The organism is Prochlorococcus sp. MIT 1318, assembly GCF_047304505.1.
GTDB classification, from domain to species: domain Bacteria; phylum Cyanobacteriota; class Cyanobacteriia; order PCC-6307; family Cyanobiaceae; genus Prochlorococcus; species Prochlorococcus marinus_D.
Map to the genome: position 1 here is coordinate 871,159 of NZ_CP138958.1, position 14,254 is coordinate 885,412.

The 14,254-nt window shown below is 53.3% G+C and carries 14 protein-coding genes; 7 read left to right on the forward strand and 7 right to left on the reverse strand.

Annotated features, from left to right (window positions below; genetic code table 11):
- Window positions 1-10: 10 nt before the first annotated feature.
- Both cysE and SIB66_RS04300 read right to left on the reverse strand, forming a co-directional pair.
- Window positions 11-760, reverse strand: coding sequence for a serine O-acetyltransferase (gene cysE / locus SIB66_RS04295; protein ID WP_063405628.1), 750 nt, complete (start codon window positions 758-760; stop codon window positions 11-13).
- A gap of 22 nt (window positions 761-782) precedes the next feature.
- A complete protein-coding gene (locus SIB66_RS04300; protein ID WP_063405629.1) occupies window positions 783-1,772 on the reverse strand; it encodes a GntR family transcriptional regulator in 990 nt (329 codons plus the stop codon).
- Between the two features lie 50 nt (window positions 1,773-1,822).
- On the opposite strand from SIB66_RS04300, the gene SIB66_RS04305 reads away from it, so the two are divergent.
- Window positions 1,823-2,035: a hypothetical protein gene (locus SIB66_RS04305; RefSeq protein ID WP_236070072.1), complete on the forward strand. Its 213-nt coding sequence runs from the start codon at window positions 1,823-1,825 to the stop codon at window positions 2,033-2,035.
- 167 nt (window positions 2,036-2,202) lie between these two features.
- On the opposite strand, the gene infC is transcribed toward SIB66_RS04305, so the two are convergent.
- Both infC and miaA read right to left on the reverse strand, forming a co-directional pair.
- A complete protein-coding gene (gene infC / locus SIB66_RS04310) occupies window positions 2,203-2,862 on the reverse strand; it encodes a translation initiation factor IF-3 (protein ID WP_011129498.1) in 660 nt (219 codons plus the stop codon).
- A 62-nt stretch (window positions 2,863-2,924) separates the two neighbouring features.
- Window positions 2,925-3,824 (reverse strand): tRNA (adenosine(37)-N6)-dimethylallyltransferase MiaA, encoded by a 900-nt coding sequence (miaA, locus tag SIB66_RS04315; RefSeq protein ID WP_063405631.1) that lies wholly within the window; start codon window positions 3,822-3,824, stop codon window positions 2,925-2,927.
- Window positions 3,825-4,001: 177 nt separating this feature from the next.
- Between miaA and gyrB the strand changes: the two genes are divergently transcribed.
- From gyrB to SIB66_RS04335, 4 genes are read left to right on the forward strand one after another with little or no spacing between them, the layout of a single operon-like run.
- Window positions 4,002-5,969 carry a DNA topoisomerase (ATP-hydrolyzing) subunit B gene (gene gyrB / locus SIB66_RS04320; RefSeq protein ID WP_063405632.1) on the forward strand — a complete coding sequence of 656 codons (1,968 nt, stop codon included), beginning with the start codon at window positions 4,002-4,004 and terminating at the stop codon, window positions 5,967-5,969.
- Window positions 5,969-6,295, forward strand: coding sequence for a hypothetical protein (locus SIB66_RS04325; RefSeq protein ID WP_063405633.1), 327 nt, complete (start codon window positions 5,969-5,971; stop codon window positions 6,293-6,295). The genes gyrB and SIB66_RS04325 overlap by 1 nt, the downstream gene beginning before the upstream one ends.
- Window positions 6,288-6,683 carry a fluoride efflux transporter FluC gene (locus SIB66_RS04330; protein WP_063405634.1) on the forward strand — a complete coding sequence of 132 codons (396 nt, stop codon included), beginning with the start codon at window positions 6,288-6,290 and terminating at the stop codon, window positions 6,681-6,683. Before SIB66_RS04325 ends, SIB66_RS04330 begins: the two co-directional genes overlap by 8 nt.
- Entirely contained in the window at window positions 6,676-7,044 is a 369-nt protein-coding gene (locus SIB66_RS04335; protein ID WP_063405635.1) for a fluoride efflux transporter FluC, read from the forward strand. Before SIB66_RS04330 ends, SIB66_RS04335 begins: the two co-directional genes overlap by 8 nt.
- Here SIB66_RS04335 and SIB66_RS04340 read toward each other — a convergent pair.
- The gene (locus SIB66_RS04340; RefSeq protein WP_063405636.1) at window positions 7,019-7,498 is read right to left on the reverse strand and encodes a glutathione peroxidase; all 480 of its coding nucleotides are present in this window, start codon (window positions 7,496-7,498) and stop codon (window positions 7,019-7,021) included. The two genes, SIB66_RS04335 and SIB66_RS04340, sit on opposite strands and share 26 nt — an antisense overlap.
- A gap of 75 nt (window positions 7,499-7,573) precedes the next feature.
- On the opposite strand from SIB66_RS04340, the gene mgtE reads away from it, so the two are divergent.
- Together mgtE and SIB66_RS04350 are read left to right on the forward strand one after the other, a co-directional pair.
- The gene (mgtE, locus tag SIB66_RS04345) at window positions 7,574-8,995 is read left to right on the forward strand and encodes a magnesium transporter (RefSeq protein ID WP_063405637.1); all 1,422 of its coding nucleotides are present in this window, start codon (window positions 7,574-7,576) and stop codon (window positions 8,993-8,995) included.
- Window positions 8,996-9,089: 94 nt separating this feature from the next.
- Entirely contained in the window at window positions 9,090-10,097 is a 1,008-nt protein-coding gene (locus tag SIB66_RS04350) for an RpoD/SigA family RNA polymerase sigma factor (RefSeq protein WP_413410264.1), read from the forward strand.
- On the opposite strand, the gene SIB66_RS04355 is transcribed toward SIB66_RS04350, so the two are convergent.
- Together SIB66_RS04355 and SIB66_RS04360 are read right to left on the reverse strand one after the other, a co-directional pair.
- Entirely contained in the window at window positions 10,082-10,993 is a 912-nt protein-coding gene (locus SIB66_RS04355; RefSeq protein WP_063405639.1) for an alpha/beta fold hydrolase, read from the reverse strand. The genes SIB66_RS04350 and SIB66_RS04355 overlap by 16 nt on opposite strands.
- Window positions 10,990-14,250 carry an efflux RND transporter permease subunit gene (locus SIB66_RS04360; RefSeq protein WP_063405640.1) on the reverse strand — a complete coding sequence of 1,087 codons (3,261 nt, stop codon included), beginning with the start codon at window positions 14,248-14,250 and terminating at the stop codon, window positions 10,990-10,992. The genes SIB66_RS04355 and SIB66_RS04360 overlap by 4 nt, the downstream gene beginning before the upstream one ends.
- Window positions 14,251-14,254 lie beyond the last annotated feature (4 nt).

Here is a 14,254-nt window from a genome sequence, read left to right on the forward strand (position 1 = left end):
CTTGTCTAACTTACTGTAAGCTTCTGGGAGTATCCCCTAGGAACTCAATGATTTCTCTGTCTTTGAGGTTTTGAGCTTGTCCGGTTTGAAGATTTTGAGGAACACGATCAGTACTTAGCTCTTGTAGGAAAGAATGCAAAGCTGTCACCTGATTTTCTAGTTGGTCGATACGTTCCATCAGGTTGCGTATGACATCGGCCTCTGCGTCTGGTAGTGCTGAGTGGGCTAATGGATTGATACGGACACCGCTTTGATGCACCACTCGCCCTGGGATGCCCACAACCGTGCTGTCGGCTTCAACGTCCCGCACAACAACTGATCCGGCTCCGATTCTTGTATTGGCCCCCACGTGAATTGCGCCAAGAACTTTGGCGCCCGCTCCAACGACCACGTTTTCTGCCAGGGTTGGATGGCGTTTGCCGTGCTCTTTTCCTGTGCCACCGAGCGTTACGCCTTGATAGAGCAGGCAGCGGTTGCCGATCTCCGTTGTTTCGCCGATCACAACACCCATGCCGTGATCGATGAATACTCCGTGACCGATCTGGGCGCCTGGATGGATCTCTATGCCAGTCAGGGCACGTGTGATCTGGCTGAGTAGTCGTGGCAGCAAAGGTAATCCGGAGCGCCAAAGCCGGTGACTGATTCGATGCAGTGTCAAGGCCTGAAAGCCCGGATAGCAAAGCAGGATCTCAAGCAGATCTCGGGCTGCTGGATCTCGTTCTTTGATGATGGCTAGGTCGGTCTTAATGGCTGTGAGCATTTGCCCAGATTAGTGAGCTGAATTAGGTGCTGAGCAGGCCGATCTCCTTGCGCAGTTGTTCGATCGTGTTGGTGCTGAGATAGCTGTCGGCGCAGTGAAGTTGGGGCATGCGTATCAATTGGGAACGGTTTTGGCGCAGGCTTTGCTCGACGAGGGGCAGGCTGGGGCGGTCGCAGAGCACGTGGCTGGCTGCTCTGAGCAGGGCTAGTAAGCGGCTGCCTACATCCGGTGTTGCTGTCATGAGCAGGAGTTCATTGCCGCGCATGCTGTGCAGGATTACTTCGGCAGCTCGTAGGATCCCTGGGCTGATGCTTACCAGCCCCACGCAGCTGCCGGGCCGCAACTCCTTAAGCATGGCGAGCTCTTGGCGGAAGTCATTGAGGTCAACTGCGACGGCCCGAACTCCGTGGCGTTTAGCTAGTTCTTCCAGCGGTTGCAGGAAATAGCGACTAGTTACCACAGTGCCGTTGCTTGAGCTTTCAAGAATGCTTTCCAGCTCCTCCATCGGTACCACTTCAACTGGAACATCAAGGTGGGGCTCCAGTTCTTCTGCAATCAGCATGGAGGCGCCAATATCCTCCCTCGGAGTGCTTACCAACACTCTCGCCCCGCAGCGAAGGCGCCAGTCAATTTCGCGGGTTAATAGTTCTCGAGTCTGCTGGAGAGTACAACCAGCATTGAGCAGACCATCGACGCACTTGCGCACTTCCTGGTCAAGGTCAGGGGTGCCTCGATTGCGAATATGGGGAGGGGTTTTGATTTCGCGTGGCTTTTGCTGGTCGCGCACGTAGATACCTGAACCAGCCATGGCTTCGACGACCCCATCTGTTTCCAGCTGTCGATAGACCTTGCTGATCGTGTTGCGATGAAGGCCAGTTTGCATGGCTAACTGGCGAGTGCTGGGCAGTCTGTGGCCAGGTGGGTAATGACGTGCGGCGATTGCGAAACAAATTTGGTTGTAAAGCTGGGCCGAAGCCGGAATGTCGCTTTCCTGCTGAATATGGAATCGCACGCCGGTAGGCCAGGTTGCAATGCGGCCACCTTAAAGAGCAGGAGGCCTTCATGACAATCGCGCGTGTGTCCTGTGATGCTGTGACAGTTCACTGTGGCCTTGGCATGGCTGCGCCTGACAGTGGTTTGTTTTTGAGCTCATTTAAAGAATTTGCATACAGGCCCGCCTTGTTGCTGCTCTCAGGTCGAATGTTTTGCCTGGCTGCAAAGAGAGTGGCCAAATCTCTTTGGTCCGGTCGACTCTCTGCCTGGCGAGATGTGTAGGCGGGCTATCCAGGCTTGGACTGGACAGAGCAGGTTTTTGAAAAAGCGTTGTTGCTATAGGGAATTCAGAGGGGTCGACCCCTCTGAATTGATCGACCAGAACACACTTGGTGGTTCAGGTTGCTTTCAAGCACTAGCAGGTGCTTGATTTCTCTGAAGTTAGGGATTTATTGATCCTTGTTGAGCTGTGTTTTGGCAGCAGCAGTGGCTCGAGGTGGGGCTGTGATGGTGCGAACCGCACGTGTAGGGATTTGGTTTTCCTTATCTGTTTTGATCAGCGGTGTTTTGCGCGGTGTAAGGAACATGATCATGTTCCGACCTTCACGCTTAGGAGCTTGCTGAATTTCGGCCTGTTCTTCCAGGTCTTTTGCCATACGTCGTAGCAGCGTTTCCGCCAGGGCAGTGTGCTGAATTTCCCGACCCCGGAAGATAACGGTGCACTTGACTTTGTCACCAGCCTTGAGGAATCGCACGGCTTGGCCGATGCGCACGTTGTAGTCGTGCTGATCGATTTTGTAGCGCATTTTGACTTCTTTGACTTCAGTCTGATGCGACTTCTTTTTGGCTTCCTTGGCTTTCTTCTCCTGCTCAAACTTGAATTTGCCGTAATCCATGATTCGGCAAACGGGTGGATCCGCTTTCTCGCTGACAAGCACCAGATCGAGTTCCCTATCTTTTGCTACATCAAGGGCTTCTTCCCTGTTGATCACCCCGAGCTGAGTTCCGTCTGCGTCAACGACCCGCAACTTGGGATAATTGATGCGGTCATTAATGTTGGGGAGCTCCCTGACGGGTGCGCGACGGTCAAAACGAGGACGTGGTGGCATTCAGTGAGATAAGGGAATAGAGCAGACGACAAGGAGACCAGAAGGTTTTATGTCTGCACCCTTTACCTTAGACCCGCTTGAATCAGTGATAGCGCTTCGCTCAGCGGTTCCTCACCTTTGAGCCAATAGGGGTGATGTTGTCTGCGGAACCATGTGCGCTGACGCTTGGCGAACTGCTGAGTACGACGTGTGGTCAGGGCGATGGCCTGTTCACGGTTGAGTAGGCCTTGAATCACCTTTAGTGCTTCCCCATAGCCGATCGTTTGCAGCAAGGGCAGATCGGAGTCGAAGCACTGACTTAAGTGTTCGGTTTCTTCGATCAGACCATTGGCATAGAGCTGTGTTGTGCGTTGGCTAATGCGTTCGCGCAGATTGTGTGGGTCGAGGCCTAGTTCCAGCACGCGCCAAGGGGGTGGGCTTGAGCCTTGTTGAGTGGTGATCGGTTTGCCAGTGGCATAAACCACTTCCAGAGCCCGTTGGGTGCGCATGGCATCAGCAGGGGCAATTCGGTTGGCAGCGTTGGGATCGGCGGCTTGGAGTAGGTGGTGGCAGGTGCGTTGTCCTAGCTCGCCTAACTGCTTGCGGAGCTCTGGTTGGGGTGGCACTGCCGGTGGGCGCAGCCCACAAGTGAGAGCTTTGAGATAAAGACCACTGCCGCCAACAAGAAATGGCATGTTTTGTTCCCTTAGCTTTTGCGCAAGGATCAGTTGCGCGGCTGCCTGGAATTCCTGCAGGGTGATCGGTTGATCTGGGCGACGAAGATCAATTAGGTGATGTTGCACGCGCCGCTGCTGTTCTTTGGTTGGCTTGGCGGTGCCAACGTCCATGCCGATGTAGAGCTGACGGGAATCCACATTGAGCACGCTCAGTTTCAGCTGTTCTGCGAGCTGTAAGGCCAGGCATGTTTTGCCGCTTGCTGTGGGCCCTAGCAGCGCAATCAGAAGCGGCTTAGAGGCGGGCATGAGCAGCTGTGATGAGTGTCATGTCAGCAACGTTTAGGTCGTCCCTTTTGAGCAATGACGCTTCAGTGACCGTTGTAAGCGCCAGTGGTGAGCCAGTGGTAAAATGAGCTTGCCAGGTCGAGGTTTCTCGCCGATGAGGCCTCTAAGAACAACCCTTCCTGGCTGCGGATTTATTGAATGAGCGAAGACTCCAAAGTCCAGGCTGCCTATGGCGCCGAACAAATTCAGGTGCTGGAAGGGCTAGAGCCCGTTAGGAAGCGTCCTGGGATGTACATCGGCTCCACTGGGCCAAGGGGGTTGCATCACCTTGTCTTTGAGGTTGTCGACAACTCTGTTGATGAGGCCTTGGCCGGGCACTGTGATGAGATTCTCGTGGTGCTTGGACCAGATGGTTCCGCATCAATATCTGACAACGGCCGTGGCATTCCCACCGACGTTCATTCCCGGACAGGCAAGAGTGCCTTGGAAACGGTGCTCACCGTGCTTCATGCTGGCGGCAAGTTCGGCAGTGGCGGTTACAAGGTCTCTGGCGGCTTGCACGGAGTTGGGGTATCTGTCGTCAATGCCCTGAGTGAATGGGTGGAAGTGACGGTGCGGCGTCAAGGACAGGTGCACCGTCAGCGCTTTGAACGTGGGATCGCGATCGGTAGTCTTCGTTCCGAAGCCCAGCCTGCTTCAGAGAAGGGACGCACTGGCACGAGCGTTTGTTTTAAGCCGGACGAAGAGATATTTACTGTTGGCATTGTTTTCGATTACGCCACCCTGTCTGCTCGTTTGCGTGAACTGGCTTATCTCAATGGTGGGGTGCGGATTGTTTTCCGTGATGAGCGTCAGTCTGTTTTAGATGCTGAAGGTGCTCCTCATGAGGAGGTCTATTTTTATGAAGGTGGTATCAAAGAATATGTCACCTATATGAATGCGGAAAAGGACTCTCTTCATCCCGAAATTATTTATGTGAATTCTGAAAAGGATAATGTGCAGGTTGAAGCAGCACTGCAATGGTGTGTTGATGCTTATTCAGACAGCATTCTCGGATTTGCTAATAATATTCGCACTGTAGATGGGGGTACTCATATTGAGGGGCTGAAGACAGTCCTTACACGTACTCTCAATACGTTTGCCCGTAAGCGTGGTAAACGCAAGGAGGCCGATTCTAATCTGGCTGGAGAAAATATTCGTGAAGGACTTACGGCTGTTCTTTCTGTAAAGGTGCCCGATCCAGAATTCGAAGGGCAGACAAAAACCAAGTTGGGCAATACCGAAGTCCGCGGCATTGTCGACAGCTTGGTTGGTGAAGCATTGAGTCAGTATTTGGAATTTAATCCTGCGGTGATTGATCTTATTCTTGAGAAGGCCATCCAGGCATTCAATGCAGCTGAAGCTGCACGTCGTGCTCGAGAATTAGTGCGTCGCAAAAGCGTACTTGAGAGTTCTACGTTGCCAGGGAAACTGGCTGATTGCAGTTCTAGGGACCCCTCGGAATCAGAGATTTACATTGTGGAGGGCGACTCTGCTGGTGGCTCTGCAAAGCAGGGCCGAGATCGTCGCTTTCAAGCAATTCTGCCCTTGCGCGGTAAGATCCTAAATATTGAGAAGACAGATGATGCTAAAATATATAAGAATACGGAGATCCAGGCGCTGATTACTGCGCTTGGATTAGGCATCAAAGGAGAAGAATTTGATTCAAAAAATCTTAGATATCACCGTGTGGTGATCATGACTGATGCTGATGTTGATGGTGCTCATATTCGTACGCTGATACTTACATTTTTCTACCGCTACCAGAAAGAATTAGTTGAAGGTGGTTATATCTATATTGCGTGCCCTCCTCTTTATAAGGTTGAGCGAGGTAAGAACCATACCTATTGCTACAACGAGGCTGATTTACAGACGACACTCTCAGGCTTCCCCGAGAAGGCCAACTACACCATTCAGCGCTTTAAGGGTCTCGGCGAGATGATGCCAAAGCAGTTGTGGGAGACCACCATGGACCCTTCGGCCCGGATGATGAAGCGGGTGGAGGTTCAGGATGCATTAGAGGCTGATCGTATCTTCACAATTTTGATGGGCGACAAGGTTGCTCCCCGCCGGGAGTTCATTGAAACCCACAGTGCTGAGCTCGATATGGCAGCGTTAGATATCTGATGGGTGTTGTGCTTCGTTGGGGGTGGGTCCTAGGGGTAGCTTTGCTAGCTCCTGCAGCCTTGCCGGCTGGTGGGGGTGAGCGTCGCCAGCCAGAAATTCGTCGTTCTGATAGCTCAGGACCTTTGTTTGCTGGTACAAGCTGTGAATTGCGAGTTAGCCCTTTGGCTGTGGCTCCCAGCTTGCGAAGACTGGCCGTTGGCACCCCCTTGAATGTGCTCCGTCGCTGGCATGGCGAAGATGGTAAGGACTGGCTGCAAGTACAGATCACCTCGGGTAGCAGGGAGTGCTTGGCCGGGGTTGTTAGACGTGGCTGGCTCAATGTCTGATCTGGCGTTGCCCGGATGGCAGGCTTCACTTGTAGCCATAGGTGCTGTTTCAGGAGCTTGGTTGCGCCTCAGAGTGGTGAACCACCTCGCGCCGATGGTGCCGAGGAAGCACTGGGGCACTTTTGCCGTGAACATGGTTGCTGCTTTCGCTCTTGGCTTGATCTTGGCCTTGCAGGCCAAATGTGCACCAGCAAGTGGAGCATCGCCTTTGATCTTGTTGATTGGTGTGGGCTTCTTCGGCTCTTTCAGCACCTTTTCGACGTTTGCGGTAGAGGTGCTCAATACCTTGCGAGAGCATCGCTGGAGTGAGGCCCTAGTGCTTGCTGTGGGCTCGATCTTGGGAGGTCTCTTGGCTGCAGCTGCAGGGTTTGGGTTGGCTGATGGCTAAAACGACCTTGCGAAATGAATTCACTGAGTTGTGTCTGGTAGCTCTTGGTGCTGTACCTGGTGCTTGGATTCGCTGGCAAGCCGATAACGATCTTGTTGTCAATGTTGTGGGCGCAGCCATCTTGGGGCTGTTGGTTGGTTTGCCCTTGCGGCCGCGGCGTCAATTGATGCTTGGAGTCGGCTTTTGTGGAGCCCTCACCACTTTCAGCAGCTGGATGGTGGAATGCAGCACCCTGATCTCCAAGGGAGCTTGGTTGTCAGCGCTGGGATTGATTGGTTTAACCATGGGCTTAGGTCTTGGTGTTGCAGCCCTTGGCTTTTTGATTGGTCGGCAGTTCAGGCCATCAGGGCTTGGTCGATAGCTGTCTTGAGCTCAGTGCTCTCAGGCTCGACTCCACTTTTGAAGCGCTTCAGGACATTGCCGTTTTTGCCAACAAGGAATTTCTCGAAGTTCCAGGCCACATCTCCTGCTGGTTCAGTTTGATTGAGGGTGGTGTAGGGCTCGGTTGTTTTGCCCATGGCGTGCACCTTGTCAAACAACTCGAAGCTGGCGCCGTAGGTGGTGGAACAGAAGCTCTTGATCTCGTCAAGGGTGCCGGGCTCTTGGGCTCCGAAGTCGTTGCAAGGAAAGCCCAGCACCTTTAGTCCTTTAGGCCCGTATGTGTCTTGCAGCGCTTGCAGGCCTTTGTATTGCTTGGTAAATCCACATCGGCTGGCCACATTCACGATTAATAGCACCGTGCCGTTGTATTCGCTGAGGGATTTCTCAGCACCCTCTGGAGTGCGCACCACAATCTGGCTGATGTTGATGGCCATGGATATTCGATTCTGTCTGCAAGACCCTAGCGATGACCATACGCCATACAGTGTGCTCGCCTTGACGGCGGGCCGATGAACGAGGCAACGGGGGCAACCAGTCCGGAGGCGGCCGTCGTCAGCGGCTCTGACCTGGTGGACTTGGTGGCCCAGCAGCTGCAAGCGCTGTTGTCAGCAGGCAATTATGACGCCGTGAAGATGCTGCTTCATCCGGTGCAACCGGTTGACATCGCTGAAGCCATTGGCATTTTGCCTCGCACCCTGCAGGCTCTGGCCTTCCGCTTGCTTAGCAAGGACGAGGCCATAGAGGTTTACGAATACCTAGAGCCTGCTGTTCAGCAGAGTCTGCTGGAACGCCTTCGCTCTGGTGAGGTGCTCGAGTTGGTGGAGGAGATGTCCCCCGATGACCGGGTGCGATTGTTTGATGAGCTGCCTGCCAAGGTGGTGCGACGATTGCTGGCAGAACTGAGCCCAGCAGAGCGACGGGTCACTGCTCAGTTGCTTGGTTACGAGCCTGAAACCGCTGGTCGCTTGATGACCACCGAGTTTATTGACCTCAAGGAATTTCACAGTGCAGCTCAGGCTCTCACGATCGTGAGGCGTCGAGCTCCTGACACGGAGACGATTTATAGCCTCTATGTGACTGATGGCGAGCGCCACCTGACCGGGATCCTTTCATTGCGAGATCTCGTGACTGCTGAGCCGGAGGCACGCATAGGGGATGTGATGACCCGCGATGTGGTGAATGTGCGCACCGACACAGATCAAGAGGAGGTGGCCCGAGCGATTCAGAGATACGATTTTTTGGCTGTCCCAGTTGTGGATCTAGAACAGCGATTGGTAGGGATCGTCACCGTCGATGACGTGATTGACGTGATTGAACAGGAGGCCACACGCGATCTTTATGCCGCTGGAGCTGTGCAGGCGGGGGATGAAGACGACTATTTCCAGAGCAATTTGTTGGTTGTTGCGCGTCGTCGAGTTGTGTGGCTGGCTGTATTGGTGGTAGCGAATGGCTTTACTAGTCAAGTGATTGCCATGAACGACGATGTGCTGAAGCATGTTGTGCTGTTGGCGGCGTTCATCCCGTTGTTGATCGGTACGGGCGGCAACGTTGGCGCTCAGAGTTCCACTGTGGTGATTCGAGGTCTGAGTACTCAGCGCATCCAGGCTCTTGGTCGCATGAAGGCGGTGTTGCGTGAGGCCATGGCGGGCGGGATTTTGGGTTTGTTGATGTTGCTTGTGGTTGTTCCCTTTGCTTGGTGGCGGGGTGAAAGTCTTCTTGTGGGTGCAGCAGTAGGGATCAGTTTGATGGCGATCACTACTCTGGCTGCTACGGCTGGGGCTGCTTTGCCTTTGTTGTTCGATCGAATGGGTCTGGATCCCGCCCTGATGTCGGCTCCCTTTATTACGACAGCAACTGATGTGGCTGGGGTCTTTATCTATTTACGGACAGCGGCTTGGCTGCTTCAGCAAACAAATGGCATAGCGCTCTAGGTATTTCTACCTATGCATTCTGATGAGGTGGGTTTTCCGTAGGGTCTTTTGGGTCGCTTGGAGGGTAAGCTTTACAAAACGCAATAGAGTTGTCGTGGCCGACTCCGCAGCCTCCAAATCCCTTGTTAAATCAGCGGTTGTGCCTGATCGTCAGTTGCCCGCAGATGTCGACCTGGTGCGTTCGTACCTGCGCGATATCGGTCGAGTGCCGCTGCTGAGCCATGAGCAGGAGATCACGCTGGGTCGTCAGGTGCAGGAGTTGATGTCTTTAGAGCAGCTTGAGTCTGAACTGGAAGGTAAAAAAGGTGAGCCAGCGAGTCATAAAGAGCTAGCGAAGGCAGCTGGCTTGAGTGCGTTGCAGCTCAAGAAGAAGTTGCAGAGCGGACGACGTGCGAAGGAGCGGATGGTGTCTGCGAACCTGCGCTTAGTGGTGAGTGTTGCCAAGAAGTACACCAAACGGAATATGGAGCTGCTTGATTTGATCCAAGAGGGAACGATCGGCTTGGTGAGGGGAGTGGAGAAGTTCGACCCAACCCGTGGCTACAAGTTTTCGACCTATGCGTATTGGTGGATTCGTCAGGGGATCACGCGTGCGATTGCGGAGAAGAGCCGGACGATCCGTCTGCCGATCCACATCACGGAGATGCTGAACAAGCTCAAGAAAGGCCAGCGAGAGTTAAGTCAGGAGATGGGGCGCACGCCAACAGTGAGCGAACTTGCAGAGTTTGTGGAGTTGCCCGAGGAGGAGGTGAAGGATCTGATGTGCCGTGCCCGTCAGCCGATGAGTTTGGAGATGAAGGTGGGAGATGGGGATGAAACGGAGTTGCTTGAGTTGCTTGCCGGGGAAGAGGAGTTACCGAGTGAGAAGGTGGAAGTGGATTGCATGAAAGGCGATTTACGTACCTTGCTAGAAAAGTTGCCCGAGCTGCAGGGTCGTGTGCTGCGGATGCGTTATGGAATCGACGGAGGGGAGCCGATGAACCTCACCGGGATTGGCCGCATCCTCGACATCAGTCGTGATCGTGTTCGCAATCTGGAGCGCCATGGACTCAATGGTCTGCGCCAGTTGAGTGAAACGGTTGAGGCCTATGCGGCTTGCTGAATGATGCTGAGCAGCAGCGGATTGACCTCTTCAGGAGCTTCGTCGTGTGGGCAATGCCCTGCACCATCGACCACTGATATGGAGCGGATACAAGGCAGCAACCCAGCCCAGCGACGGGCTTCCTGTAACGGTTCCCATGGATCGGCTGCCCCCCAGATCAGATCCACTGGCATGTTGAGATCTGCCATCAGTTCTGGCGCCAGGTAGTCGTCGAAGATGTTGATGAAACCGTGGAAGGCTTCTGCAGCACCTGGTCTATCGGCTGGTTTTTGCAGCATGCTCACCAAGGATCTATCGAGATTGTTTCCGCTGGGGTAGGCCTGCTTCAGCACCCGCTTGATCACCATCGGGTTTGCTGCGTTGCGGAAGAGGCTGTTGCTTAGCCAGCGCTGCTGAACCAGACTTTTCAGCCAGGGACGAGTCCAGCGCATCAGGCTGGGCTGTTCGTCTAATCGCTTGTCGTCCAAGGTGCGTTGGGCGCAGTTGATCAGAACGACACCGACGCAAGCCTCTTCGAGGAGCTGGGCGGCACGTAACGCAATCACGCCGCCGATTGAATTGCCCACAATGCGCACAGGGATCTGCACCACTTCGCGGCAGAAGGCGGCGACCTGGGCTCCCCAGCCATCAAAGTCGTAGCAGAAATCACCTTGATGGGGGGCTTCACCCCGCAGTCGTGCCCTTGGTTGGCTGCTGCCACCAAAGCCGAGGAGATCGATCGCGTAGCAGGGGCTTATTTGGGCCAACACCGATTGGTTATGGCGCCAATGCTCTTTGCAGGCTCCAAAGCCGTGGATGAGCAGCGTTGCTGAATTGGCATGATCTGCAGTGCCTGATCTGCTCCAAGCCACCTGCCAATCCTGCCAAGTCCAAATGTGATTTTCGGCGTTTGTCAAATCTGTGGTTCGCTGCTGAACCAGCGCTCCTCTAGATGCTTCACCACAACATAAAAGGGCGGTACCACTCCTAGAGACAGCACTGTGGCAACTACTAGGCCTCCAAAAATCACAGTGCCCAGTGATTGTTGGCTATGGGCACCAGCTCCATTGGCTACCACTAGAGGGAGGAAGCCGGCTAAGGCTGCAATAGCAGTCATCAGGATTGGCCGTAAGCGGGATTCGGCCGAGGCAATCACAGCATCACTCGGGGGCATGCCGCTTTTCAGATTTTGTTCGGCGACTTCCACAATCAGGATGCCGTTCTTCGCCGCCAGGCCGATGAGGGTCACCAGGCCAACCTGGGCATAGATGTTGAGGTCGATCGAGCGGATTGCTAGAAACGCCAACGCTCCAAGCATCGCTAATGGCACAGTCATCAGAATGATGACGGGTGTGACATAGCTCTCGTATTGGGCAGATAGCACCAGATAGACGATGAGCAGTCCGAGTCCGAAGACCATGATGCTTGCGCTGCCTGCAGATAACTGAAGTGCAGCCAATCCGGTGAAGGCGTAGCCGATGTTGGAGAAGTCTTGTTTTTGGAAGAGGTTTTGAATGGCCTGTAAGGCTTGGCCTGAACTTTTGCCGACGGCCTCCGCACCCTGAATGAGCACTGTGCGGTAGAGGTTGTAATGGCTGATGACTGGCGGCGCACTGCTCAGGTTTGCGGAGGCGAACTGTGAGACTTGTACAAGCTCGCCATCACGACTGCGCACGTAATAACTCAGTATGTCGTTAATGTCTTTGCGTTGTTCGGCTGATGATTGCACATAGATGTTGCGGACTTGACCGTTTTCGTATGTGAGGCCTGAATAGTTGCTTCCAGCCAGGGTGGCGATGGTGTTCATTGCCTCCTGATAGTCAACGTTTAAGGCTCCCATCACAGCTCGGTCGACTTGGAGTCCGAAGGCCGGAGCGCTGGGAATGAACTGGGTGTAAAGGCTGGAGAATTCGCTGCTCGCTTTACCGGCTTTGATGAGATCATTGGCAAGCCCATCCAGTTGGTTGAAGCTGTAGGACCCGTTGCTGAGATCATTGAACTGGAAGTAAAAACCTCCCTGGGATGAGAAGCCCGGGACAGCAGGAGGTTGGGCAGAAACCGCAATGGCACTACTGAGCTTCTCTAACTTGGCGTTAAGCCGATCGACGATGGCTGCTGCACTGTTGCTGTTGCCTTTGCGTTCATTGAGAGGCTTAAGGCCAAAAAAGAATGCCCCCTGATCGGGGCTGGAGCCATTGAAACCGAAGCCACTGACAATTGCCGCTGCATCGATGTTCTTTTCGGTTTTGAGCAGCTCGGCAATTTGCTGTCCTGTTTGTTGGGTTTGGCTGAGTGAGGCGCCATTTTGAAGCTGGTAAAAACCCAATCCATAACCTTGGTCTTCTTCCGGGATGAAGGCAGAGGGAATGGCAGTGAAGGCGAAGGCAGTCAGCAGGATGCCACCAGCGAGACTGGCCAGGATTAAGCGGCGTTTGCTGATTAACGATTTGATCAGTTGCGCATAACGCTTTTGTAAATCATCGAAAAAGCTGTTGAAACGACGAAAAATGAAAGGGAGGTTGCTGCTAGCTATGCCACCCAACACCACACCAAGTACGTAGGTCCAGCTGCCGAAAGCAGTTGCTGTGAAGCGACCAAAGGCCAATCCCACTAACACTCCTGCGAGGATCCAGCCCCAACCTTTTGGCTCTCGAGGCTTGTCGCTACGTAGAATCAATCCTGACAACATTGGGGAGAAAGTTAGGGCGTTAAATGCTGAGATCGCAATTGAGAAGGCAATGGTTAGGGCGAATTGCTTGTAGATGATGCCAATGCCACCTGGGTAGAAGGCCACTGGTACGAAGACGGCCATTAGGGCCAAGGCCGTGGCCACTAAGGCGCCAAATAGTTCTCCCATGCAGGCCAGTGCTGCCTGTCGAGGACGCATCCCCGATTCGATGTTTTTTGATACAGCTTCGATCACCACAATTGCATCATCGACAACCAATCCCGTAGCGAGAACTAGGCCAAGCAGGGTGAGTTGATTAATGGAGAAATCGAAGACTTTAAGGAAGGCAAAGGTGCCAATGAGAGAGATTGGGATAGCCAAGCTCGGAATGACTGTTGCTCGCCAGTTCTGCAGGAAAAGAAAGAGAATGAGCAGCACAAGAACAATTGCAAGCCCAAGGGCATCAACGACTCCTTCAACAGAGGATTCAATAAATTGACCAATGTTGTAGATCTGTGACACCTTGACCCCTGGTGGAGCTGCGCTAGCAAACTGATCGATTACTTTCACGACGTCATTGGAAACGTCTAATGCGTTGCTATCAGGTGTCTGGTAGACAGCCAGTGTCATGGCTGGGTGCCCATTTACGTCGATTGCATCGGCTGTAAAAGTATTGGAGCCATAAATCACTTCGCCAATATCTTTTAGCAGCAAAAGATTGCCACTTGTAGTGCGACTAATGATGAGGTTATTGAAGTCTTCAATGGAGACAAGATTGCCATTATTTTCAACCAGGATTGGGTATGTATAGGCTTGGTCTCCTGTTGCAGGAGGGCCACCTACAAGGCCTCCAATCGCTACGCTGTTCTGGCTTTTGATAGCATTGATGATGTCTTCGGCAGTTAGTTTGTTGGCTGCCAGCTTGTCGGGATTGATAAATAGCCAATAGGCTGGATTGGCTCCACCCAGCACGGCAACATTGGCAACCCCTGGGACTCTGCCAAGGGGGTAATAGAGCTGCTCATAAATAAGGCCATTGAGGTAATTAGCGTCAAATTGACCCTGCGTTGAACCAACTTGGTAGGCCAGCAGGATGGATGGATTGCTTTGTTCAACGGAAACACCCGTTGCCTGAACCTGCTCCGGTAGCTGGGGCATGGCCAGGGAAACGCGGTTTTGCACATTGACTTGGTCGATATTGATATCAGTTGACTCATCGAAGTAGACATTGATTGTGCTTTGCCCCTCCATGTCACTGGTGGACGAGATGTAGTTAACGCCAGGAACCCCGTTGATCTGTTGCTCTAACGGATTGGTGACAGCTTGTTCGGTGACTAGCGAATTTCCGCCGCCATAGTTTGCTGTGACTTGGATCAGTGGACTGGCTATATTTGGCAGGTTTGCGATTGGTAAGGAAGGGATTGCGATAATGCCTACCAGCACGATGAGGATGCTGCAGACTGTCGTCAGAACTGGTTTTTTGATGAAATTGTCGGAGAACGCCATGCTT

Excerpts from the sequence above, each read along its gene's own strand:
- infC (WP_011129498.1), bottom strand. The coding sequence starts at position 2,862 with ATGCCACCACGTCCTCGTTTTGACCGTCGCGCACCCGTCAGGGAGCTC.
- SIB66_RS04335 (WP_063405635.1), top strand. The coding sequence starts at position 6,676 with ATGGCTAAAACGACCTTGCGAAATGAATTCACTGAGTTGTGTCTGGTA.
- SIB66_RS04330 (WP_063405634.1), top strand. The coding sequence starts at position 6,288 with ATGTCTGATCTGGCGTTGCCCGGATGGCAGGCTTCACTTGTAGCCATA.
- cysE (WP_063405628.1), bottom strand. The coding sequence starts at position 760 with ATGCTCACAGCCATTAAGACCGACCTAGCCATCATCAAAGAACGAGAT.
- mgtE (WP_063405637.1), top strand. The coding sequence starts at position 7,574 with ATGAACGAGGCAACGGGGGCAACCAGTCCGGAGGCGGCCGTCGTCAGC.
- SIB66_RS04305 (WP_236070072.1), top strand. The coding sequence starts at position 1,823 with ATGACAATCGCGCGTGTGTCCTGTGATGCTGTGACAGTTCACTGTGGC.
- SIB66_RS04340 (WP_063405636.1), bottom strand. The coding sequence starts at position 7,498 with ATGGCCATCAACATCAGCCAGATTGTGGTGCGCACTCCAGAGGGTGCT.
- SIB66_RS04325 (WP_063405633.1), top strand. The coding sequence starts at position 5,969 with ATGGGTGTTGTGCTTCGTTGGGGGTGGGTCCTAGGGGTAGCTTTGCTA.
- gyrB (WP_063405632.1), top strand. The coding sequence starts at position 4,002 with ATGAGCGAAGACTCCAAAGTCCAGGCTGCCTATGGCGCCGAACAAATT.
- miaA (WP_063405631.1), bottom strand. The coding sequence starts at position 3,824 with ATGCCCGCCTCTAAGCCGCTTCTGATTGCGCTGCTAGGGCCCACAGCA.
- SIB66_RS04360 (WP_063405640.1), bottom strand. The coding sequence starts at position 14,250 with ATGGCGTTCTCCGACAATTTCATCAAAAAACCAGTTCTGACGACAGTC.